Source organism: Streptomyces sp. NPDC006372 (assembly GCF_040612515.1).
In the GTDB taxonomy this organism is placed as follows: domain Bacteria; phylum Actinomycetota; class Actinomycetes; order Streptomycetales; family Streptomycetaceae; genus Streptomyces.
The window spans coordinates 1-22,695 of sequence record NZ_JBEXQJ010000031.1 but is presented as its reverse complement, the minus strand read 5'-3'; the positions used below and the strand labels follow the sequence as shown (position 1 = coordinate 22,695).

Here is a 22,695-nt window from a genome sequence, read left to right as displayed (position 1 = left end):
CGACCGCGCCGCCGTGCATCTGCGGGCGCTCCGCGCCACCGGAAATGACCCCCTGACTTCTTCGTACAGGCTGCCGGGTGCGAAGTCGCTGGTGCAGCGGTGGACGGAAGGGGCGGCACGGAGGCGGGAGGCTCAGTCGGAGATGACGGCGTCGCGGTGGATCCACTCCGGGCTGCGGGCCGCCTTGTACAGGAAGTCCGCCACGTCCGCGCGGCTGATCGTCGGGTTGCCCTTCATCGGGAGCCGGTCGCCGACGCGGTACGTGCCCTTGGCGGGGCCCTTGGTCAGCATGGTCGGGTAGACCAGCGTCCAGTCCAGGCCGCTGGAGCGGATCCCCTTCTCGGAGACCTCCTTGTTCGCGTAGATGTTCCTCAGGAACGTGCTGTACATGGCCTTCTGCGCGAGGCTCGCCGAGCGGTAGGTGTCGCCGACGCCGAAAGAGGACAGCCACACCAGGCGGGACACGTCCGCCTCCTTGGCCGCGCCGATCACTGCCGCCGCAGCACGGGTGAACAGATCGTCGGCGCGCACCGAGGTGCTCCTGCCGAGGGCCGAGATGACGGCGTCCTGCCCGGTCATGGCTTTGGCGATGTCGTCGTGCGAGGTGGCGTCTCCGGCCACCACAGTGATCCGGCCCGCCAGATCGTGCAGTGCCTCCGGCCTGCGGGCCAGGACCGTGACGGTATCGCCGGACCGAATGGCCAGGTCGACGACGTGGCGGCCGGTGGGGCCGGTCGCCCCGAGGATCAAGAGCTTCATGGAGTGCGCTTCCTTTGTGTGGGAAGTGGGATGAACCGATGCTCAGGTGAGATCGGCCAGGTCTTCAGCGGTGAGGGTGATCTCTGCGGCGGCCATGTGGAGGTCGGCGTCGTCGCGCTGGGCAGCGTGGTAGTGGTTCTGGACGGCGGCGACGGGTGCTATGGCACAGGCTTCTGCGAGGTGACCTGCGTCCACGTTGCTGATGCCGAGATGACGGATGAGGCCCTCTTCGCGCAGCGCCGCCAGCGCCTCGAAGCGTGCTGCGAGGGACTCCCCGTGCGGGGGCAACATGGCGCCGATGCGTAGATAGACCAGATCGAAGCAGTCCAGGTCCAGGCTCTCCAAGTCTGTCTCGACGAGGGGCCGCATATTTGACGCCCAGCTCCACCGCGCGGTGCAGTACGGCCTGGCCGGCCCCGGGTTGGCGGGCAGGGTCGAACATGCCGTCCCTCGACGGCAGACGCATGGCGCCGAAACCCATCCGGTTGACATCCAGGTCGCGGCCGAGACGAAATCCGATACTCATGCTCGTCAGCCTCTACGGCGCCCGCTTTCCGGGCGAGCTCGTGGCAGCTTGCTGCCAACGCGGCACAATGGGGCTATGTCACAGGTCATGGAGCTCCGCGGCGAGACCGAGTTCTGGGCTCGGATCAAGCCCTTGACGGAGTCGAGCGACGCGGAGTGGGTCCACATCGCCCACGACCTCGACACGTGGCCCGGAGCCCGCGAAGCCGCCCGCCTCCATGCGCGCCGAGGCGGGGCACCGCGAGCACGCAAGCTGTACAGTCCCGCAGCTCTGGTCGACGAGGGTGACCGTGAGGCCCTGCGTGATATGGCCGCCCGTGGCTTCCAGGTGCGGATCGCCACGGCGCCACTCCCGCAGGGAACCGTCATCATCGACCGGCGGACCATGGTCCTCACCGATCCGGCGCCCGCCGTTTCGGCCGTCCCAGGCCCGCGCACTTACACGATGAGCGCCTCACCGGCGCTGATCCGCGGGACTTATGCCCTCTTCGAGGCCGCCTGGGCAAGCGCCATCGACCTGACGGCATTCCTGGACGGGTCCCGGCCCCGCATCGACGACCGCGCCATCGAAGTCCTGCGCGCCCTGGGCTCCGGCGCCACCGACGAGGCGGCCGCACGGGAACTGGGCATGTCGCTGCGCACCTACCGCCGCCGGGTCGCCGAGCTGCTCACCAGTCTCGACGCTGCCTCACGCTTCCAGGCCGGCGTGCGGGCCGGGGAGCTTGGTCTGATGCGCGGGTGAGCACCATCACGCGCGATGAACGGAACATCAGGGTCATACATCCCTGACCTGCACGCGCTCGCCGCAAAGCTTCGACCAGTCGTCGCGGTCCGAGGTCAGTACCAGCACCGGTCCCGGGACGCGGAGCGCCATCGCGGCCACGAGAGCATCGATGGCGTACTTGTGGCCGTGCAGGCCACCGGCCTCGCTCAGCAACTGCACCGCGGTGAGGCTGTCCGCCTGGGTGACGTCCTGGACCTGAAGACGGGAGAGCACCCAGTGCAGTCGGGCGGTGTCCGTCTTGCCGTACACGGCCTCCACCACAGTCAGGGCCGACACGAGAACGGGCACGCCCACGCGTCGGGCGGCCTCGATTCGGGTGATCATCTGACGGTCGCTGCGCAGGAGCAGCGACAGTGCCTGGGAGTCCAGCACCAGGGACCTCGCCGCGGGTGCCTTCATGCGGCGCTGTCACCTGACGCGTACGGCGCCGGCGCGTCACCGAAGAGTTCGCGCTGTGCGGCCTGGACCTCGGCCTCGCTCAACGGCTCGTGCTCGGCTTCGTACGCTGTCACGATCTCGGCGAGACCGTCCATCGCCAGCTGGTGCCGGACGGCCGCGGTCACGTAGGCGGACAAGCCACGCTTGCCGGTGCGCGTGCGCAGGGCACCGAGCAGTTCCGAAGGCATCGAGACGGAGATGTTCTCCGTGCCGCCAGGGCGGGGTGACTTCATGAGGTCGATTCTAATACACCGACTATTACAGTGTGCAGGACTATTGCAGCCCGGCCGCGTCTGGCCGGCGCTGCTGTCGCCTCAGCCGAGCCCTCGAAGGTGGATGGTGGTGTGTGACCTTGGCGCCCCTGGCCTTCTCGTGCCCTGCCGGCCCGGCCAGATGATGTCTGGTCTCTGTTGTTGGGACAGAACAATCTATCGCTCTCGGATCCGTCGACTCCTGTCCTGATTCCGCTTCTGGGCGCTGGCATGATCTTCGTGAGGGCAAGTCAGCGCTATGTAGCATCTGGACAATTCAAGGAGGCTCGTGTGACCTCTAGCGATCGTGTGCTGGTGACGGGCGTCGGTGCGATGACGCCACTGGGAGCCGATGCGCCGTCGTCGTGGTCGGGAATGCTGGACGGTAAGTCAGGGGTGCGTTTCCTGGAGGAGGAGTGGGCCGCGGACCTGCCCGTGCACGTTGCGGCCGGGCTCACGGTGGACCCTGGCTCCCTGCTTCCGAGGACCGAGGCCAGGAAGCTGGACCGCGGTGAGCAGGCCGCTGTCCTCACCGCGCGCGAAGCCTGGCAGGACGCCGGTGTTCCGCAGGTCGAGCCGGAACGACTCGCCGTCGTCATAGGCACGGGGACCGGTGGTGTCCTCACCACGCTGGGCCAGGACGACGTCTTCGAGCGCGCCGGGATTCGCCGGCTGTCGCCGTTCGCGGTCCCCATGCTGATGCCCAACGGGCCGGCCGCTTGGGTGAGCATGGACCTGGGCGCGAAGGGAGGCGCCAGGACTCCGGTGAGCGCCTGTGCGTCCGGGGCGGAGGCACTCGCCCTGGGGCAGGATCTGATCCGCAGCGGGCGGGCGGACGTAGTCGTCGCGGGTGGGGTGGAGGCATGCCTGCACCCCTTCACCATCGCGGCGTTCGCCCAGATGAAGGCCCTGTCGACGCAGTCCGTGGACCCGGAGGCCGTGTCCCGTCCGTTCGACGTCAAGCGGTCCGGGTTCGTCATGGGCGAGGGCGCGGGGATGATGGTGCTCGAACGCGCCGAGTTCGCCCGGGCCCGTGGAGCACGTGCCTACGGCGCGCTGGCCGGCAGCGCCGTGAGTTCGAGCGCGAACCACATCACGGCCTCCGACGCGGAAGGCCAGGCCTTCGCCATGGAACTGGCGCTGCGTGACGCCGGCCTGGCCCCGGCGGACATCGGGATCGTGCACGCCCACGCCACCTCGACGGAGTCCGGTGACCTGGCGGAGGCCGAGGCGATCGGCCGGGTGATCGGCAGCCACGCCGCGGTGACGGCGACGAAGTCGATGACAGGTCACATGATGGGCGCCGCCGGAACAATCGGCGCCATGGCCGCTCTGTTCGCGCTCAGGGACGGCACGGTGCCGGCCACGCGCAACCTCGACGAACTCGACCCGCGCGTGGAACTGGACGTGGTGGGCGGTGAGCGGCGCACCGGTCAGTGGTCCGCGGCGCTGGCCAACTCGTTCGGGTTCGGCGGACACAACGTCAGCCTCGTGTTCACCGACTGACCACGCGAGCCGGATGTGTCCGGCTGGTGCCCTCGGCACCAGCCGGACACCCGTGTGTCACGCGGCCGCGCGCGACTCCTGCACGCGGCCCGCCAGGGACCGGATCGTCGGTGCGGAGAAGAGCGCGGAAACGGGCAAGGAGACGTCCAGTTCCTTCCTCACCACTGCCATCAGGCGTACGGCCCGCAGAGAGTCTCCGCCCAGTTCGAAGAAGTTGTCCAGGACGGACAGCGAGGACGTCTCGAAGAAGTCCTTCCACAGGGAGAGCAGGGCCTGTTCCTCCTCGGTGGCGGGACGGGCGTTCTCATCCTCCGAGTCCGGCTCCTGCTCGTGCCGGGCCAGTGAGGCGCGGTCCACCTTCCCGTTCGCCGTCAGGGGCAGTGCGTCCCACACGGTCACGAGGGACGGAAGCATGTACGGAGGCAGGAATTCCTCCGCGGCCTTCCTGATGTCCGCTCCCGTCCGCCCGGCACCCTCCTCCAGCACGACGTGCGCCACGAGTCGCTTACGGTTCCGGTCGCCCGGGGCCGTGACGACAGCACCCGTGACCCCTGGGCACCGCAGCAGCGCGGCTTCCACATCGCCCAGCTCGATCCGGTAGCCGCCGACCTTGACCTGCATGTCGTCGCGGCCGAGGAACTCGATCTCCCCGCCTGGCAGGAGACGTCCCCAGTCACCGGTCCGGTACACGCGTTCTCCGGTGGACGGAGAGACCGTGAAACTCTTCGCGGTCTTCTCCGTGTCGCCGAGGTATTCACGGGCCAGGCCGGCGCCGGCGATGCAGATTTCGCCCACGACCCAGGTGGGGCGCGGCCGTAGCAGCGAATCCGCCACGAAGACCTTCTGGTTCCGCATGGACGTGCCGTAGGGGATGGACGGCAACGCCGAGTCCTCGGGCACGATCCGATGCCAGATCGACCAGATCGACGCCTCGGTCGCACCTCCGAGGCTCCACAGCGCCGCCCGGGGGAAGAACCGCCGGATCTCGTCGGGCAAGGCCACGGGGATCCAGTCCCCGCTCATGAGGACGGCGCGCAGCGAGGACGGCGCCCCCGGGGGCCGGTGGCCTGTGTCCTCGGACGACGTCAGGTGTTCGCACACCATCGCCATCAGGGCGGGGACGCTGTTCCACACCGTCACGCCCTCCTCGGCCATCAGGGCGAGCCAGCTGGAGGGTTCGCGTGCGTCTTCCGGCCCGGGCAGCACGACTGCGCCGCCGACGGAGAGAGGGCCGAAGACGTCGTAGACCGACAGGTCGAAGTTGAGAGCCGAGAGGCCGAGGACGCGGTCGTCCGGGGTGAGCGACAGCTCGTCGTTGACGTCCAGGATGGTGTTGACCACCGGCCCGTGCTCGATCACCACCCCTTTGGGGACGCCTGTGGAGCCAGAGGTGTAGATCACGTAGGCGACGTCACGAGGTGTCACCGGGACGTCCGGCGGCGTGGGGACCGCGGTGGTCTCGACCGGGCCGGGCGCTGCGACGTCCAGCACCGTGAGGCCGTCGGGCCAGTCGACGGCGTCGCGCAGCGCGGGCTGGGTGAGGATCGTCTCCAGCCCCGCGGCGGCGATCACCTCGGCGAGGCGCTGGGCCGGCCAGCGCGGGTCGACGGGGACGTACGCACCTCCTGACCGCAACACGCCCAGGCTGCCGACCACCTGCTCCCAGCCCTTGTCCATCACCACACCGACCAACGTTCCCTTGATGGTGCCGTGCTCCACCAGGAGAGAGGCCACACGAGCCGACTCCGCGTCGACGTCGCCGTAGGTGAGCCGCCGGTCGCGTGAGATCACGGCAACGGCATCGGGAGTACGCGCGGCTCGCTCGACGAAACGGTGATGGAGGGTGTGGTCCGAAGGGAACTCGGGCGCTGGAGTGGGCTGGAGTCCGCCACCGGGGGCCTCGGGGTCGTTCGCCCAGGCGGGCGCGAGCCAGGCGGAGTTAGCGACAGAGTTCACGAATCAGCCTTTCGTATGCCGAGAACATGGAGTCCACGACGCCCTCCGGGAACACGTCCTCCACCACGTCCCAGTTGAGGATCAGACCACCGCTCTCCTCGAACGCTGTGTGGTCGAGGATGACTTGCGGGGTGCGGACCCCGCTCCATACGGGCGTACCGGTCTCGCCCATGCGGCACAGCCAGCCCACCGGCCCGGCCTCCTGCCCGCCCGCGGTGGCCCCACCGATCGTGCTGTTGAAGACGACCGGCACGCGTGCCCGCCCGGCACTCGCGTCCATGCGGCCTAGGTCCCTGAGCACATCGAGGCCCGAATAGTCGGTGTGTTCCATGTCCTGCATCAGCTGCCGCTGGATCCGACGGGCCGTGTCCCGGAAAGGAGCGGCCTGGTCGACCCGCACCTCGAGCAGACTCGTGGAGGAGAAGTTGCCTATGACATGCGCCGTGTCCACACCTGGTACCGCGTCCCGTTGCGACACGAGGCAGGTGATCGTGAAGTCCGGTGTCTTGGACCACGCGGCCAGCACGTGACAGTACGCCCCGAGCACGGCGCCCGACGGCGTCAGACCGGCTGCCGCGGCGTTGCGCTTGAACTGTTCCCACTCCGGTGCGTCGACGCGTAGGAAGCGGTTGGTGAACACGGGACGCGGCACATCGGCAAGGCGGACCGCGAGGGGCAGTTCAGGAGCGGGGGGCAGGCTCTGGAGGCGACCGCTCCAGTACGACCCGCTCCGGCTGCTCTCCGCCGCCGCGGCCTGCTCACGCACCTTGACCGTGAACTCGTCGAACCCGCTCCGGACTTCCGGGAGCCGCAGGTCCGGAGCCTCGTACAGCTGTGCCCACTCCTTGAAGAGGACGGAGGTGCTGCTGCCGTCCGAGACGAGTACGTCGATGCCGAAGTGCAGTCGCGTCACGGTCGGGCTGATGACCGTGGCGCGAACCATGAACAGGGGCCAGTTCGTGACGTCGAACTCCTTGGCCTTCAGCTCCGCGTGTATCGCGGCGAGCCGCTCGTCGCGCTCGTCCTCCGTGAGCCGGGTCAGGTTCTCGACGGGGATCGATACGCGCGGCACGGTGCCCAGCACCCGCTGGCTCCCGGCCTCCGGGTCGAAGACGGCCCGCAGCATCGGATGGCGCCGTACGAGCCGGTCGAGCGCATGCTCGGCCGCCGCCACGTCGAAGCCGGTCAGATCGACCTCCACGTACAAGTACGTGGAGACGTTGCCCAGTTCGAAGTCTCCGGAGCGCCCCGCGAGATACGCCTCCTGCAGCTTGGTCAAGGGGAACGGGGCGGAGTCGGGCACGGAGGGCTCGTCCGCCCTCGGCTCCTCGGCGTCCGTGCTCCGTCGCGCCGGCTGCCTCGCCGGAGCGGCGATCGGGGCCGGAGCCGCCCCCGTCTCGGCGACCTGGCGCGGGCCGGGCTCCTCGGACGCGTCCGGCTCCTGCCCGTCATCGGGCCGGAACAGATCCACGACGTGGGAGACGAGTGCCTCCGGAGTCGGGTGGTCGAAGACCACGGTGGCGCCCAGCCGGATGTCGAGTTTGCGGCCGAGGCGGACGCGCAGCTCCATGGAGGTGAGGGAGTCGAAGCCCATCTCGTAGAAGGACTGCTGGGCATCCACGCGCCGGGCTTCGGTGCCGAGCAGTTCGGCCACGCTCTCCTTGACCACCGTGAGCAGTCCGGCCACGCGTTGGTCGCGGGATGCGGCCGTCGAGTTCAGAAGATCGAGGACGGTGGCCGCCTCCTGCGGACGGGCGGGCCGGTCGGCCTCGGCGCGGGGCTGAGCAGAAGCGGCGGGCGTCTTCTGCGTCTCCAGCCGCGCAGCCGTCGCAGCCGTCGCAGCCGTCGCAGCCGGCGCGGGCGGGGCGGCAGCGGGTGCGGGTTCGGGTGCGCGCACCTTCTCGGGCCGGGGCGCTGCGCGCTCTGCGAGGCGGGAGAACAGGAACGGGCCGCCCATCGTCGCGTCGTCGGTCGCATCGGCCACCGCGAGACGTGCCGCGATCACCGCGGTGGTGCCGCTGCCGAGTGCGGCATCGAACAGGTCGAGTCCCTCCGGGACCGAGAACGGCGCCACTCCGTTGCGCCGCAGACGCAGCAAATCTGCCTCGTCGAGGTGCCCCGTCATGCCCGTCGCCTCGTCCCACAGACCCCAGGCGACGGAGTTGGCCGGCCGCCCCTGTGCCCGGCGCCAGTGCGCGAAGTGGTCCAGGAAGGTGTTCGCCGCGGCGTAGTTGGCCTGCCCGGGGCCGCCGAGCACGCCGTAGAGGGAGGAAAAGACGGTGAAGAAGCGAAGGTCGTCCTCACGCGTCGCAGCGTCCAGGTTGAGCGCGGAGTCGACCTTGCTCGCCAGCACACGGTGCAGTTGCCCGGGTGTCATGTTCGGCACGATGGCATCGTCGAGGAGGCCCGCGGCATGGACAACGCCTGCCAGCGGACGTTCCGAGCGCAGTCGGGCCAGGACCGTGCGCAGGCCCTCCGCGTCGGTGGTGTCGACCTCGAGCACGCGAACCGAGGCGCCCAGCCGCTCCAGGTCGGAGGTGAGGGCCGTGATGCCGGGCGCCTGCCGGCCACTGCGGCTGAGCAGCGCCACGGACCGCACGGACTTCCGGGTGACGAGGTGGCGGGCCAGGGCACGGCCGATGGTGCCGGTGCCGCCCGTGATGACGACGGTGTCGTCGCCGCAGTCCGGGAACGGCGAGGTGGCGGAAGCGTGAGGCGACAGATGCGGGCGCAGCACTTGGCCCGCGCGCACGGCCAGCTGGGCCTCGGAGCGCAGCAACGCCGCCTTGACCGGGTCCGGTTCGGCGACTGCGGCGTCGTCGACGTCGACGATGCGGATCTGGCCGGGGTTCTCGGTCTGCGTGGTGCGCACCATCCCCCAGAGAGAGCTGGAGGCCAGGTCGTGCGCGTCATCGCCGGGCACGGCCACCGCGTTCCGGGTGACGAACGTGAGCAGGGCACGCTCGGAGAGGTCCTCGGCGAGCATCCACTGCTGGACGGCCGCCAGCGCCCACGCTGCCGAGTCATGGACGTGAGCCGCGGTCACGGCCTCGGGGCCCGTAGGCGGGGCGGACAGGACGACCTGCCAGTCTCCGGGCAGAGCCCTGACGATCATGATGGCCTCGTCGAGCGTGGCCACGGTGATCCCGTCGTGCGCGGTGTCCCGCAGGGACGAGGCGAGCGGCCCGTCAGCGCCCACGACGCACAGGCGGCGTTCCACGCCGGGTTCGCCCTCGGCCGGCGCCCAGTCGGTCGTGTAGAGCGTGGCCTCCTCGTGGTCCGGCTGCCGCGCGGGTCGTTCAAGGCCGCGGACCACCATGCGGTCGATGCTCAGCAGCACGCGTCCGTCGTCGTCCGCCAGAGTGAGGGCGATGGCGTCGGGAGCCACCCGGCGGGCAACGGCCCAGCACTGGTCGGCATGGTCGCCCTCATCGACGTGCACGCCGTTGAACGCGAAGGGAACGGCGATGTCCGCTGCCGTCGGCGTTTCGATCAGGCCACAGGCCACGGCGGCGTGCAGTGCCGCGTCGGACAGCGCCGGGTGCAGCGCGAAGCCGCTGTGGTTGACCCGAGCGCTGTCCGGCAGGACCACCCGGGAGCGGGCCCAGCCGTCGCCGTGCTCCCCACTGCGTACGCCCTGGAACGCGTCGCCGTAGCTGTACCCCATCCCGCGCAGCCGCGCGTACAGCGTCTCGGTCTCAAGGCGTACGGCACCGGCCTGGGTCGGGAGAGCGGCGGGAGCCGGCCGAGGGGTCTCGGGGGACACCAGGCCCTCCGCGTGTTGCCGCCACTCGGCGTCGGCCGCCGAGCGCGAGTACACCGCCACGGCCCGTTTCCCCTGCGCTTCGGCTGGGCGCGCGGTCACCTGGACGTCGACCTGAGACCCGTCCACCGGCAGAAGCAGCGGATCCCGGAGCACCATCTCGTCCAGGGCGGGGCAGTCGAGTTCGCGTCCCGCCGACAGCAGCAGCTCCGCGAAGGCGGTGCCGGGCAGCAGAGGCGTGTCCTCGACCCGGTGGTCGATCAGCCACGGGTGGCTTCGGATGGACAGGCGCCCGCTCATCACCGTGGTGCCGTCGACCGTCTCGATCACGGATGCCAGGAACGGGTGGCCGCCGGCTGCGATCCCCGTCCGGCGCGCGCTCGGGCGGACGGCGGCCGGCACGGGGGCGGCCGTGGTCTTCACCGTGGTCTCCATCTGCGACGGAAGCCAGAACCTGCGTCCCTGGAACGGGTAGGTGGGGAGGCCCTCCGGAGCCGGGGCCCCGGACCACGCACCGCTGTGCAGGGCAGCCCAGTCGACCTCGTGTCCCTGTACGTAGGCCTCGGCGGCAGCCGTCAGGAACCGCTCGTACGAACCCTGGTCCCGACGGAGAGTCGCGCACACGGGGGCGTCGCTGTCGGCCTCCTCCAGAATCTGACGCAGTGAGGTGAGGAGCACCGGGTGCGGGCTGATCTCGATGAACGCGTCGTAGCCGTGCGACACCATGGCCGTGACGGTCTCGGCGAACCGGACCTGCTCGCGCAGGTTCCGGAACCAGTACGCGGGAGTCAGGTCCTGCCCTCGTACGCGGCCGCCTTCGACCGTGGAGAAGAAGGTCACCTCCTCCGCGGAGGCCTGGAGGCCGTCGAGTCCTGCCATGATCGAGTCTTCGAGTTCGGCCATGACGGGGGAGTGCGAGGCGCACTTGGCCGGGACCCGTCGGGCGTACACGCCCCGGTCCTCGCACTGGTCCAGCAGGCGCCGGACACCGGGTTCGTCGTCGCCGGACAGGATGGTGAACGCGGGGCCGTTGCTCGCCGCGACAGTGAGATCCGCGACCGCTTCGCGTGTGGCGGCCAGGGCATCCTCGACGCCGAGCGCCACGGCCACCATGGCGCCGCGCCCCTCGTCCTCCAGAACGCGGCTGCGGCAGGCGACCACACGGGCCGCCTCATCGAGACTGAGAGCACCGGCGAGGCACGCGGCGGCGACCTCGCCCTGAGAATGTCCGATCACCGCGGCAGGCCGGACACCGGCGAGCTCCCAGACCGACGCGAGACCCAGCATCATGGTGAAGATGAGTGGCTGGACGACGTCCGTGCGCTCTCGGTCCGTCGTCTGGTCCTCGCCGGTCAGCACGGCCAGCAGGTCGTAGTCGAGGTAGGGCTTGAAGGCTCCCGCGACCTCCTCGATCCTCAGCCGGAAGACGTCGGAGTCCTTGAGGAGCTGCACGGCCATGGCCTCCCACTGGGACCCCTGACCGGGGAACACGAAGACCGGGCGCCGAATGCGCCGTGCCTCGTCGTGCACCACTGCCGGGGAGTCCGCGTCGTCGGCGAACGCCTGGAGCGCGGCGGCCAGATTCTCTCGTCCTCCCGCGATGGCGACGGCGCGGTGAGCGTAGTGCTCGCGCTGTGTGGCGAGCGCGTGAGCGGTCGCCGCCAGGGACGAGGTCCCGGAGGTGATGTGTGCGGCGACCCTCGCGGCGTGAGCACGCAGAGCCGTCGGCGTCTTGGCGGAGAGGGTGAGGACGTGCGTGGCGCCGTCGGTCGCGTCCGCCGGGGGCGCGACGGCCGTCGGCTCCTCCTCCCAGGCCTCCAGGATCACATGCGAGTTGGTGCCGCTGACGCCGAACGAGGAGACGGCGCACCGACGTGCCCCGTCCTGTGCCGCGGGCCACGGCCTGCTCTCACGCAGGACGTTCACCGACGAGGACCAGTCCACGTGCGAGTTGAGCTCTTCGACGTGCATGGTCTTGGGCATGGTGCCGGCGCGCATCGCGCTCAGGCACTTGATGACACCGCCGACTCCCGCGGCGGCCATGGAGTGGCCGATGTTCGACTTGAACGAGCCGATCCACACGGGCTCGTCGCCGCGGTCCGCTCCGTAGGTGGCCTGAATGGCGTTGGCCTCGATGGGATCGCCGAGCTTGGTCGCCGTGCCGTGCGCCTCCACGAGCTGAATCTCGCCGGGCATGAGCCGGGCGTCGGCGAGCGCCTGCTGGATCACCTTGACCTGAGCCTTGCCGCTCGGTGCGGTGAGGCCGTTGCTCGCGCCGTCCTGATTGACGGCGGTTCCCTTGATGACGCCGAGGATGCGGCGCCCATTGCGCCGGGCCTCCGAGAGGCGTTCGAGGACGAGGACGCCCGCACCTTCGGCCCAGACGGTTCCGTTGGCGGTGTCGGAGAAGGTACGGCACCGTCCGTCCGGTGAGAGGGCGCCCTTCTTCGCGTAGTCCACGAACATGCCGGGCCCCGTGAGCACGGTGCAGCCGCCCGCGAGCGCCAGGTCCGTCTCGCCGCTGCGCAAGGACCGGACGGCGGTGTGGATCGCCACGCCGGACGACGAACAGGCGGTGTCGATGGTCAGCGCGGGGCCTTCCAGGCCCAGGAGGTAGGCGATCCGCCCGGACGCCACGCTCGGTGAGGTGCCGGTGCCCATGAAACCGGCCGTCTCGTCCTGCCACTTCCACAGCGGCATCCCGTACTCGTTCGGCATCAGCCCGACGAACACGCCGGTCTGCGAGCCCTTGAGGCCCGACGGGACGATGCCCGCCCGCTCGATCGCCTCCCAGGTGACGTGCAGGAGCACCCGCTGCTGCGGATCCATGGAGATCGCCTCAGCGGGTCTGATCCCGAAGAATTCGGCGTCGAAGAGGTCCGCGTCGTGGAGGAACCCGCCCTGCCGCACGAAGCTCGGGTCGTAGAGGTCCTCGGTGTGCCACTCCCGGTTGTCGGGGAAGTCGGTGATGACGTCCCGGCCCTCGTCGACCAGGGCCCACAGGCGCTCCGGGGTGTTCATGCCGCCCGGGTAGCGGCAGGCCATACCTACGACGGCTATGTCTTCGGGCTGCGTTGTGTTCTCAGCCACGCAGTGCCTCCAGTTCGGTGTTCAGGTGTGCCGCGAGGTCGTTGATCGTCGGGTGGTCGAAGAGCGCGGACTCGGGGAGTTCCACTGCGGTGGCGGCCGTGAGACGGTCCTGGAGCTCGAGCAGGGACATGGAGTCGACGCCCAGGTCCTTGAAGGTGCTGTCGGGGTCCATGCGCAGGTGCTCGTCACCCGTCTCGCCCAGAACGTCGAGCAGTTCGCGCTCCAGGAACGACCGGATGAGCCAGAGCCGTTCCGAAGGATCGGCAGCCTGCTGCCAGCCGTCGAGCAGAGGGCGGGTGAGGGCCTCTTCCGGTGCCGCGGGGGCCGGCTCCGCGGCGGGCTCGGGGGCCGGGGCGACGGGGTGGGGCGCGGTGGGCCCGTGAAAGGTGTCGCGTTCGAAGGGGTACGTGGGCAGGCCGGGCACCTTGCGCCGTCCTGTTCCCAATCGAGCCGCGACCTTGGCCAGATCTCCGTCGGCGGCGAAGGTAACGGCGACGGCGACCCAGGCAGCGCGTTCAGCTCCTCCCTCGTGCAGCCAGTCCGCCGGGATGGCCAGGTCGTGGCCTGCCACGATCTTGAGCAGTCCGTCGCGCATCTCGTCCCAGCAACCACCGACCACCGCGACCCGGTGCTCGCCCTCGCCGCGCTGGGCGAGGGACCACGCCACATCGCTCACGGTGCAGCGCTCAGTGGGGAAGGAGTGTTCGAGGAAGGCGCGGGCCAGTGAGCGGGCCGCTTCGCGGGTGCGACCGGAGAAACACCACACGGTGTCCGTGGTGAGGCGCTCGGACGGAGTCCGGGACACGGGGCGACCGGACGGATCCGTCGTTCCGGGTGAACTCGCCAGTACCACATGGACGTTGGTGCCGCCCATGCCGAAGGAGCTGATCCCGACGACTTCGTCGGTGCCCAGGCTCTCTTCCTGGTCCGCACCGACGACCCGGAGGTTGAGGTCCGCCAACGGCAGTTCCGCCGGGCTGCGGTGATGGTGCAGGGTCGGCGGCAGCTGACCGTGATGCAGTACCAGGCACGCCTTGATGAATCCGGCGATGCCCGCCGCCGACTCCAGGTGCCCGATGTTCGACTTGACCGAGCCCACGAGCAACGGCGTGGCCCGCGAGCGTCGCCTGCCGATGGCCTCGGCGAGGGCCTCGGCCTCGACAGGGTCACCCACGGGCGTGCCCGTACCGTGCAGTTCGACGTAGCCGACCGACGCACCCGTGACCCCCGCGGCGCGGTGGGCGGTTTCGATCACCTCGCGCTGGGCGTCCGGACTGGGGACGCCGAGAGCGGTTCTGCCTCCGTCGTTGTTGGCGGCACTGCCGCGCACCACGCAGTAGACGTGGTCCCCGTCGCGTACGGCGGTCTCGAGCGGCTTGAGCACGACGGCGCCGCCCCCTTCGGCGCGGACATATCCGTCGGCGCGCTCGTCGAAGGCGCGACAACGGCCGTCGGCGGACAGGCCGCCCCACAGGTGAACCTGGTCGGTGACGTCCGGCAGGAGGTTGAGGTTCACGCCGGCGACGAGCGCCGCATCGCATTCGCCCAAGCGCAGGCTCGTGAGCGCCCGGTGCAGCGCGTACAGGGAGGACGACTGACCGGTGTCGACGACTTCACTGGGGCCGCGCAGCTTGAGGTGATGGGAGACGCGTCCCGCCAGCAGCGAGCGGCTCGAGCCCATGTGCCCGAACCGGTCGAGGCGCCCGGAGGCGAAGTACTGCGTTCTGAAGTCATCGGCGCCTGCCCCCACATAGACGCCCCAGCGCGTCGCGCCCAGGCTGTGAGCGGGAACTGAGGCGTCCTCCAACGCGTGCCATGCGAGCTCGAGCAGGAGCCGCTGCTGCGGATCCATGTACTCGGCCTCGCGACGGACGATGCCGAAGAACCTGGCGTCGAACTCGTCGATGCCCTCGATGAAGCCGCCATGCCGAATGGGAGTGCGAAGTTCCGCGGGCGCGGGGCCGACGCGTTCCTCCCAGCGACCGGGCGGAGCGGTGCCCACACTGTCCGCCGCGGACACCAGGTTGCGCCAGAACGCGCCCGGATCGGCGGCGCCGGGAAAGCGGCACGACAAACCGATGACAGCCACGGGGGCCGCGCCTGGTGCCGTGTACGGCGGTACCGGCTGTGGCTGGTGTGTCAGTGCGGTCATCAGGCTGCTTCACCTGTCTCTGCCGTGCCCGAGCCGGAACGCAGCGGTCCGGGGGCGACGATGAGATTCCTGAGTCCCCGGAAGGTGGGACTGGCCTTCCAGTCCATGTGCTCGGGCACCGTGCGGACGGTGAGTTCTGGACAGCGTCGGACGAGGACGTCGAAGGCGACCTCCGCCTCCAGGCGCGCGAGGTGCTTGCCGATGCAGTTGTGGATGCCGCCGCCGAAAGCCAGGTGTTCACGGCGCGGCTGGTCGACGGTGAAGCGGTCGGGATCCTCGAAACGCGCGTCGTCGCGGTTGGCCGCGGCGAAGGCCAGGAACACGATGGAGCCGGCCGGGATGGTCGTCCCGCCCACCTCGACCGACTCGGTGGCGTACCGGTAGAGCGACAGATTGAAGGGGGACTGATGGCGCAGCATCTCTTCCACGGCGGTCGGCACGAGTGAGCGGTCCTGCCATACGCGGGCCTTCTGATCCGGGTCCGATTCCAGTACCAGCAGCCCTGTGACGATCAGGTTCGCCGAGGTTTCGTAGCCGGCGGCGAGCAGTGCGTACGCCTGGGCGACCGCCTGCGACTCGCCGAGGGAGACGGCGAGTTGCGTCAGGATGTCGTCGGTGCCCGTCTCACGTCGCTGTGCGATGAGGCCGCGAAGGTAGCCGACCATGTGCTGCGCATCGCGCCGGAGCACCTCGGGTTCCGCGTCGCTGGTGATCGTCTGCACCCATTGGTGGAACGTCTCGCGATCCTCGCGCGGGACCCCGAGCGTGTCGCAGATGACTCCGATCGAGTACGGGAAGGCGAAGTCCTGGACGAGGTCGAACGACTCCTGTCCCGCGACGGCGTCCAGGACTGATTCGGCCAGCTCCTGCATGGCCTGGCGCTTGGGAGCCACCGCCCGCGCGGTGAAGGAGCTGTTGAGCGGTTTGCGCAGGGCGGTATGGACCGGCGGGTCGTTGTTCGCCATGTTGTCGTAGAGCAGCGAGCTCCGGTCATGCCGCTGTCCGCTGCCCTGCGCGCTCGCCGCGAACAGCGGCATTGCTTCGTCTATGCTCTTGCGGAACCGGGGATCGCGCAGCACGAATTCGACATCCTCGTAGGAAGTCACCATCCAGGCACGCAAGTTCGGCGGCAGGTAGGCCATACCCGTTTCGAGTACGACTTCAGTGGGCTTGTTTCCGCGTTGCTTTATCGCCCGGTATATCGAATGTGGATCCCTGTAGAAATCCACATCGAGATGGATGGGGCACCTGTTCTCATGTATCTCGGATGTCATGGACTTCTTTCGAAGAGAGAGTCAAGCAGTGCCGCTCGGTGACGGTGGCGCCGCGGGCACTGACCCAACTCGCTTTGGCAAGACGGCAGTTGAGAGCTCATGCAGACGTCAGGCACGGCCGAAGACGAGCGAGACGTTGTGCCCGCCGAAGCCGAAGGAGTTGGCCAATGCGGTGTGGAACCGTCCCGGGCGTGGCTCGTCCATCACCACATCCAGATCGATGCGCGGATCCATGTCCCGCAGGTTGCGGGTCGGGGGCACGACGCCGTCGCGCAGCGCCAGGACCGCCGCGGCCGCGCCCATGGTTCCGGACGCCCCCAGCATGTGGCCGGTCATGGATTTCGTCGCGGTGACCACGGCATGCGTACCGACGGCCTGGGCGATGGCATCGGATTCACACACGTCGCCCTGAGGCGTCGACGTCGCGTGGGCATGGACGTGCCCCACGTCCTCACCGGTGATCCGCGCGTCGCGCAGCGACAGGGTCATGGCGCGTACCTGTCCTGCCACGTCCGAGGCGGTGATGTGGGCCGCACTCGAACTGGTGCCCGCCCCCAGAACCGTCGCATGGGCGCGAGCGGCGCGGGCTCGCGCGTGGTCCGCTCGCTCCAGCACGACGACCGCGCCCCCCTCGGCCAGGACGAAGCCATTGCGCTGGGCGTCGAAGGGCCGGCTGGCGTGCGCCGGATCATCGTTGGACGTGGACAGCGCCATCATCTGCGCGAAGCCGGTGAGCGGCAGGGGCAACACGCTGGCTTCCACGCCGCCGGCCACGACGACATCGGCCCGGCCGGCCCGGATGAGGTCCAGGCCGAGAGCGATCGCCTCGGCCCCCGACGCGCAAGCACTGACAGGAGTGTGCGCGCCTGCTTGTGCGCCCAGGTCCATGCTGACCCACGCAGCGGGGCCGTTGGCCATCAGCATGGGCACGGTGTGGGGTGAGACCCGCCGCGGCCCCTTGGCCTCGAGCGTGTGGTTCTGGTCCAGCAGGGACGTGACGCCACCGATGCCGGTGCCCATCACCACCGCGAGGCGCTCAGGGGGAGGTTCCGGGGAGCCGGCGTCCTGCCAGGCCTCCCGGGACGCCACGAGGGCGATCTGCTCCGCACGGTCGAGCCGACGGGCTTCGGTCCGCGCCAGGGAGTCGGCGGGGCTCACCGCCAGGCGCCCGGCGATCCGGACGGGCAGCTCGCGGGCCCATTCGTCCTCCAGACGGCCGATTCCGTTGGCGCCGTCTCGCATTGCGGCCCACGTGCTCGGCATATCTCCGCCGAGCGGCGTCGTCGCGCCCAGACCGGTAACCCATACGTCCACTGTTTCCATCTTCCCTTCACTGCTGCCAGTCGGGTTCCGGGCCTAGAAATCCGTTGTAGGTCTTGGCATTTCTCATGCAGCTCCCATCCGGGAATGGGAAGAGCGGCTGAAAAAGCGTCGAGGGCCCCGCAGGGCTTTGCACGCTAGCCAATGCTCAGATGTGTTGCAACAAGCCCCAGTTCATTGGGGGTTGATGATTAGGGGGGTGCGCCACCCCCCTAATCATCGCCGCAAAGAGGGTGCGACCGGTTCGGTCCCAGTACCGTCCGGCGCCGCTGGGGGGCGGCTTCGGCAGCGCGAGGGTCATCGGGTTAGGGGGGTGTCGCCAGGCATGCTTTGATTGCCTGGGCAGTACATGTGGCGGCCGAAGCCAGGCGCCCTGGAAGGAGCGATGTCCGTCATGGAGTTGGCAGAACGATGCCGAGCACAACAACTTCTTGACAGACTTTTTAGAGAGGCCCGTGACGGTAGGGGGCAAGCCGCTCTGGTCCTCGGTCCCCCTGGGGTCGGGAAGACCCGGATGGTCGACTACGTCAAGGGGCAGGCCGAGCGGGCCGGCGCGACTGTGCTGAGCGCCACGGCATCGGCGGCGGAGCGCTCGTTCCCGCTGGGCGTCGTCGCCCAGCTCCTGTCCTGCCTGGGCTATTCCATGGATGAGATCGAGTCCGCCTGCGAGTCACCGGCCAAGGTGGCCGCCGTGGTGCACGACGCCGTCTGCGAGGTCGCCGAGCGCACCCCTCTGATCGTCACCGTTGATGACGTCCACGACATCGACAGCGAGTCCCTGCGATACCTGCTCTACGTCATCCACCGTGTGGCCCCACTGCGCGCCCTCATCCTGCTCACCGGGAGTTCCGGTCTCCCCCAGCAGAGTCCGGAACTGACCGCTGAGTACATGCGCAATCCCAGCTGCTCGCTGCTGCGCCTCGCCTCGCTGTGCGCTGCGTGTGTCAGGGGAGTACTCGCCGAGCACATGGGAAGCGGCGTCAGCGACCGGACCGTGTCGCTGTGGCGGCGGGCGTCCGGGGGGAGCCCTCTTCTGCTGCACGCGCTTCTGAAGGACTGGCCGAGTTCCGGTGCACCGGGCGAAGCGGGCCAGGGCGCGGTCCCTCCTCCACCGGGGGGCGACGCGGTCCGGTTCGCCGTTCAGTACATCCACGGTCTGATGACCGAGGACGGGCTGCGGACCGCGCGGGCCCTCGCTGTCCTCGGGGAGTCCGCTACCGCGGAACGAGTGGAGCGCCTGCTGCACCACCTGGGCATGTCCGCCGGTGAGGCCGCCCGTTCGCGCAATGCCCTGGAGGCGGCCGGCCTGACCGACGGGCTCTCCTACCACCTGGAGGCAGCTCGTGACGTGGTGCTGGACGGCATCCCGGGCGACGAACGCACACGGCTGCAGCTGTGCGCCGCGCTGGCACTGCGCGAGAGCAATGCCGAACTGGGCTTAGTGGCACGCCACTTGGTTCAGGCGCGGCCCGCCCGGGAGCCCTGGGCGGTCATCGCCCTGCGGGAAGCTGCCGCGCAGGCACTGCATGAGCACGACGCCGAACAGGCCATCGCCTTCCTCAGAGCCGCGTACGACGCGTCCGCCGACGGATCGACGCGCGCGCTGGTCCGGGCCGAACTGGCGCAGGCGGAGTGGGAAGTGGACCCGGGGGCGGTGCGCTGGCACCTGACCGATCTGCTCGACGAGCACCGGTCCGGTCGGCTGACCCGGGATCACAGTCTGCTGCTGGGCATGTATCTGTTGTGGTCGGGGCGGACGCAGGAGGTCAGCGCCCTTCTCACCGACCTCGATGCCGTGCGGGAGGAGCTGCCCCACGACGCTCGGGCCCGCCTGGACGCATTGCGGGTCTGGCTCGCGTACTTCTTTCCCGGCCACGGCGGGCGATACCGGCACAGCCCCCTGGAGCCCCCGCACGATCCGGGCCAGTGCATCGTGTCGGTCGATCCGCAGATGGACGGAGCGCTGGTGCTCGCGTCGTTGCTGACCGAGGGACCCACCGACTACGCGTGTGGAGCCGCCGAGCAGCTCCTGCAGTCGCAGGTGCCGCATGAACCACTCCTGGCACCCACGATGGCCGCGTTGATCTCGCTGATCCGCGCCGCGCGCCTCGAACGAGCCGCGGACTGGTGTGACCGGCTGGTCGTGGGCTGCTCGGGGCGCACGACCACCTGTCAGGCGATCCTGCTGGCCGCCAGCGCCATCCTGGAGAGCTGGCTGGGCAATTTCACGACGGCGCTGAGCCGCGCGGAGCAGGCCCTGGCGCTGCTGCCTCCACCGGCTTGGGGGGTGGCCATAGGTCTGCCGCTCTCCGCCAAGGTTCTCGCCTGCGTCGGTCTCGGAGACCTGGAGGCGGCGACCGAGTGCTTCCGTGCACCGGTACCCCAGTTGATGTTCCAGTCCCTGCCCGGACTGCACTACTTGCAGGCCCGCGGTCGCCTCCACCTGGCTGCGGGGCGTCACAAAGCGGCGCTCGGCGACTTCTACGCGTGTCGGGACCTGATGGCCGCATGGAAACTCAAGGTGTCCGTGTTCACGGCTTGGCGGGTCTACGCCGCCGAAGCGCTCGCCGAGCTCGGTGACAGGGACGAGGCGACGCGCCTCTTGGAGGAGGAGTTGGCACAGCCGGACACGGGCAGCCCGTGGCTGCGCAAGCAGGCGCAGGTGGTGTACGACCGGTTGCGCGGCACCGGCTCCGACGGGCGGTCCGACGTGAGGCCGTCGGCGGTGACGGAAGAGCTCCACACACTGAGCAGGGCCGAACACCGGGTGGCCCAGCTCGCGCGGGAGGGTCTCACCAATCGGGAGATCTCCGAGCAGCTCGGGGTCACCCCCAGCACCGTGGAGCAGCATCTGACCCGCATCTACCGGAAGCTGGGGGTGCGGGGCCGTGCAGCGCTCCCCGTGGCTCTGAACTCAGGGGAGTTTTGCAGGAGTTGAGCCGGAGCCTCACGCCCTGCGCAGTCCCCGGCCCGACTTGCGTCCGAGATAGCCCTCGCCCACCAGCTCCCGGAGAACGGCCGGGGGTTCGCAGCCGGCCTCGGGGAACTCGGAGTGCAGACGTTCCAGGATCGCCAGGGATACGTCCAGGCCGATGGCGTCGAGCAGAGCGAACGGTCCCATCGGGTACCCGAAACCCCGTTCCACCGCGGTGTCGAGCGCCCCGACATCGACAGCGGCGTCATCCAGCAACCGCACCGCGTCCGTGAGATAGGGGAAGAGCAGGCGGTTGACGATGAAGCCGGCTCGGTCGGGGCAGGCCACCGAGACCTTGCCGAGGTCGGCACAGAACTCGCGGCCCGCATCCATGACGTCGTCTGCCGTGTCCGGCGTCCGTACCAGCTCCACCAGCTTCATCACCGGCGCTGGGTTGAAGAAGTGCAGGCCGAGTGTCTCTCCGGGGCAGCCGGCCGGAGCGGTACAGGCCGCGACGGACAGGCTGGAGGTGGTGGTGGCCAGGATCGCACCGGGCCGGCGAACCGCCCCGAGCTGTGCGAAAACGCCGCGCTTGACGGCGAGGTCCTCCGCGACGGCCTCGATGACCAGGTCGCAGTCGGCGAGCGCCGACACGTTGTCGACGGCGGTGAGCGCGGCGACCGCCTCCTCCTTCCCGGTCGGGGTGATCCTGCCCCGACGCACCGCCTTGACCAGCGATGCCTCGATGGCCGCCGCGGCGCTCCGGGCCTTGTCCGTGCTACGAGCCACCAGCGTGACGCGGAGCCCGGACGTGGCGCACACCTCCGCGATACCGCGTGCCATCGTGCCGGAGCCGTACACGCCGGCGTGACGGATGCGCCCGCCAGGTGCCGGGGAATCCAGACGGCCCCGCTCGGCGGGGGTCTGCTCGCCCGGCCGACCTTGCTCGTCGTAAGCGTGGAAGCCCTGGCCGGTCTTCCGTCCCAGGGTGCCCCTTCGAAGCATCGAGGTCAGGAGCGGCACCGGGCGGAAGACGTCGTCACCGGTGCGATCCCATTGCGACTGCAGGTAGCCGTGGACCTCGTCCACGCCCAGCTCGTCGATCAGCTCCAGCGGACCGGACGGCAGTCCGCAACCGAGCCGCATCGCGGTATCGATGTCGCGGGGGGAAGCGAAACCGTCCGCGACCATGGCGGCTGCGCGGTTGAGGTACGGGTGGACGAGCCGAGCGGCAAAATCGCTCGCACGTTGCCCGAGAACGACGTTCTCGAGGCCGATGGCCGTCACGAGGCGTTCCGCCACGTCGGCAGCCTCGCCGGAGGTCAGTGAGGTGCGTACGACTTCGGCGCGCCTGCCGATCGCCGGCGGGCGCAGCAGCCGCAGGCCGGCGATTCGGTCGGGACACCCCGATGCGGTGGCGAGAGGGAAGAGAGGCATTGAGGAGGAGGCCGTGGTGACGAATGCCGTGTCGGACGGGCAGACCTCACGCAGCCGTCGCAGTACGTCGCGCTTGGCGGTCAGATCGTCGGTCACCGCCTCCACCACGACACCGACGTGGGCCAGCGCGGTGATGTCGGTGGTGAGTGTGCAGGAGGCGGGCTCTCCGGTCGCGTCGAGGTCTTTGCCCTTGAGGCGTCGTTCGACCCTGGCGATGACATCGGGGTCGTGGTCCACGCCGATCACCGGGCGCCCGGTGGCGGCCACCATGCTCAACAACGCTTCGCCGACCGTGCCGAGTCCCACGATCGCGACGGCGCGGCCGGGTTCCACTGTGTCCTGCATGTCCATTCCTCTGGTTGTCATCGGTTTCCGTCCCGGATGCTCACGGCCGGAAGCGGTTGATGGCGTCGATGTGCTTGGCGCGCTTCTCGTGGTCGCGCACGCCCAGGCCCTCCTCGGGGGCGAGGCAGAGCACGCCGACCTTGCCCTGGTGGAGGTTGCGGTGCACGTCGTAGGCGGCCTG

General features: G+C 69.7%; 12 protein-coding genes and 2 pseudogenes. 3 read left to right on the top strand and 11 right to left on the bottom strand.

Annotated elements, in window-relative coordinates; genetic code table 11:
• Positions 1-132: 132 nt before the first annotated feature.
• Together ABZ016_RS32975 and ABZ016_RS32970 are read right to left on the bottom strand one after the other, a co-directional pair.
• Positions 133-759 carry an NAD(P)H-binding protein gene (locus ABZ016_RS32975; protein ID WP_356920366.1) on the bottom strand — a complete coding sequence of 209 codons (627 nt, stop codon included), beginning with the start codon at positions 757-759 and terminating at the stop codon, positions 133-135.
• 108 nt (positions 760-867) lie between these two features.
• Positions 868-1,285: pseudogene (locus ABZ016_RS32970) on the bottom strand (aldo/keto reductase); the annotation flags it as partial.
• Between the two features lie 75 nt (positions 1,286-1,360).
• On the opposite strand from ABZ016_RS32970, the gene ABZ016_RS32965 reads away from it, so the two are divergent.
• Positions 1,361-2,026: a DNA-binding response regulator gene (locus ABZ016_RS32965; RefSeq protein WP_356920365.1), complete on the top strand. Its 666-nt coding sequence runs from the start codon at positions 1,361-1,363 to the stop codon at positions 2,024-2,026.
• A 33-nt stretch (positions 2,027-2,059) separates the two neighbouring features.
• On the opposite strand, the gene ABZ016_RS32960 is transcribed toward ABZ016_RS32965, so the two are convergent.
• The gene (locus ABZ016_RS32960) at positions 2,060-2,467 is read right to left on the bottom strand and encodes a PIN domain-containing protein (RefSeq protein WP_356920364.1); all 408 of its coding nucleotides are present in this window, start codon (positions 2,465-2,467) and stop codon (positions 2,060-2,062) included.
• Positions 2,464-2,739, bottom strand: coding sequence for a hypothetical protein (locus ABZ016_RS32955; RefSeq protein WP_356920363.1), 276 nt, complete (start codon positions 2,737-2,739; stop codon positions 2,464-2,466). Before ABZ016_RS32955 ends, ABZ016_RS32960 begins: the two co-directional genes overlap by 4 nt.
• Positions 2,740-3,048: 309 nt before the next feature.
• Between ABZ016_RS32955 and ABZ016_RS32950 the strand changes: the two genes are divergently transcribed.
• Positions 3,049-4,263 carry a beta-ketoacyl-[acyl-carrier-protein] synthase family protein gene (locus ABZ016_RS32950; protein ID WP_356920362.1) on the top strand — a complete coding sequence of 405 codons (1,215 nt, stop codon included), beginning with the start codon at positions 3,049-3,051 and terminating at the stop codon, positions 4,261-4,263.
• Positions 4,264-4,320: 57 nt separating this feature from the next.
• On the opposite strand, the gene ABZ016_RS32945 is transcribed toward ABZ016_RS32950, so the two are convergent.
• The 5 genes from ABZ016_RS32945 to ABZ016_RS32925 all read right to left on the bottom strand — a co-directional run bounded on the left by ABZ016_RS32945 (position 4,321) and on the right by ABZ016_RS32925 (position 17,821).
• A complete protein-coding gene (locus ABZ016_RS32945; protein WP_356920361.1) occupies positions 4,321-6,219 on the bottom strand; it encodes a non-ribosomal peptide synthetase in 1,899 nt (632 codons plus the stop codon).
• Complete coding sequence (locus tag ABZ016_RS32940; RefSeq protein ID WP_356920360.1) at positions 6,203-13,072, bottom strand: SDR family NAD(P)-dependent oxidoreductase; 6,870 nt, start codon at positions 13,070-13,072, stop codon at positions 6,203-6,205. The genes ABZ016_RS32945 and ABZ016_RS32940 overlap by 17 nt, the downstream gene beginning before the upstream one ends.
• Positions 13,065-15,224 (bottom strand): beta-ketoacyl synthase N-terminal-like domain-containing protein, encoded by a 2,160-nt coding sequence (locus ABZ016_RS32935; RefSeq protein ID WP_356920359.1) that lies wholly within the window; start codon positions 15,222-15,224, stop codon positions 13,065-13,067. Before ABZ016_RS32935 ends, ABZ016_RS32940 begins: the two co-directional genes overlap by 8 nt.
• Positions 15,224-16,498, bottom strand: coding sequence for a cytochrome P450 (locus tag ABZ016_RS32930; protein WP_356920358.1), 1,275 nt, complete (start codon positions 16,496-16,498; stop codon positions 15,224-15,226). The genes ABZ016_RS32935 and ABZ016_RS32930 overlap by 1 nt, the downstream gene beginning before the upstream one ends.
• Before the next feature lie 108 nt (positions 16,499-16,606).
• Positions 16,607-17,821 carry a beta-ketoacyl-[acyl-carrier-protein] synthase family protein gene (locus ABZ016_RS32925; protein WP_356920357.1) on the bottom strand — a complete coding sequence of 405 codons (1,215 nt, stop codon included), beginning with the start codon at positions 17,819-17,821 and terminating at the stop codon, positions 16,607-16,609.
• A gap of 346 nt (positions 17,822-18,167) precedes the next feature.
• On the opposite strand from ABZ016_RS32925, the gene ABZ016_RS32920 reads away from it, so the two are divergent.
• A complete protein-coding gene (locus ABZ016_RS32920; protein WP_356920356.1) occupies positions 18,168-20,756 on the top strand; it encodes an AAA family ATPase in 2,589 nt (862 codons plus the stop codon).
• A gap of 9 nt (positions 20,757-20,765) precedes the next feature.
• Here the strand turns inward: ABZ016_RS32920 and ABZ016_RS32915 are convergent, their stop codons facing one another.
• Positions 20,766-22,514, bottom strand: coding sequence for a 3-hydroxyacyl-CoA dehydrogenase family protein (locus tag ABZ016_RS32915; protein ID WP_356920355.1), 1,749 nt, complete (start codon positions 22,512-22,514; stop codon positions 20,766-20,768).
• A 40-nt stretch (positions 22,515-22,554) separates the two neighbouring features.
• A pseudogene (locus tag ABZ016_RS32910) lies at positions 22,555-22,695 on the bottom strand (crotonyl-CoA carboxylase/reductase); the annotation flags it as partial.

What these genes read in the sequence shown, in the direction of transcription:
- ABZ016_RS32975 (WP_356920366.1), bottom strand. Translation starts at nt 759, where the DNA reads ATGAAGCTCTTGATCCTCGGGGCGACCGGCCCCACCGGCCGCCACGTC.
- ABZ016_RS32965 (WP_356920365.1), top strand. Translation starts at nt 1,361, where the DNA reads ATGTCACAGGTCATGGAGCTCCGCGGCGAGACCGAGTTCTGGGCTCGG.
- ABZ016_RS32960 (WP_356920364.1), bottom strand. Translation starts at nt 2,467, where the DNA reads ATGAAGGCACCCGCGGCGAGGTCCCTGGTGCTGGACTCCCAGGCACTG.
- ABZ016_RS32955 (WP_356920363.1), bottom strand. Translation starts at nt 2,739, where the DNA reads ATGAAGTCACCCCGCCCTGGCGGCACGGAGAACATCTCCGTCTCGATG.
- ABZ016_RS32935 (WP_356920359.1), bottom strand. Translation starts at nt 15,224, where the DNA reads ATGACCGCACTGACACACCAGCCACAGCCGGTACCGCCGTACACGGCA.
- ABZ016_RS32930 (WP_356920358.1), bottom strand. Translation starts at nt 16,498, where the DNA reads ATGACATCCGAGATACATGAGAACAGGTGCCCCATCCATCTCGATGTG.
- ABZ016_RS32925 (WP_356920357.1), bottom strand. Translation starts at nt 17,821, where the DNA reads ATGGAAACAGTGGACGTATGGGTTACCGGTCTGGGCGCGACGACGCCG.
- ABZ016_RS32920 (WP_356920356.1), top strand. Translation starts at nt 18,168, where the DNA reads ATGTGGCGGCCGAAGCCAGGCGCCCTGGAAGGAGCGATGTCCGTCATG.
- ABZ016_RS32915 (WP_356920355.1), bottom strand. Translation starts at nt 22,514, where the DNA reads ATGCAGGACACAGTGGAACCCGGCCGCGCCGTCGCGATCGTGGGACTC.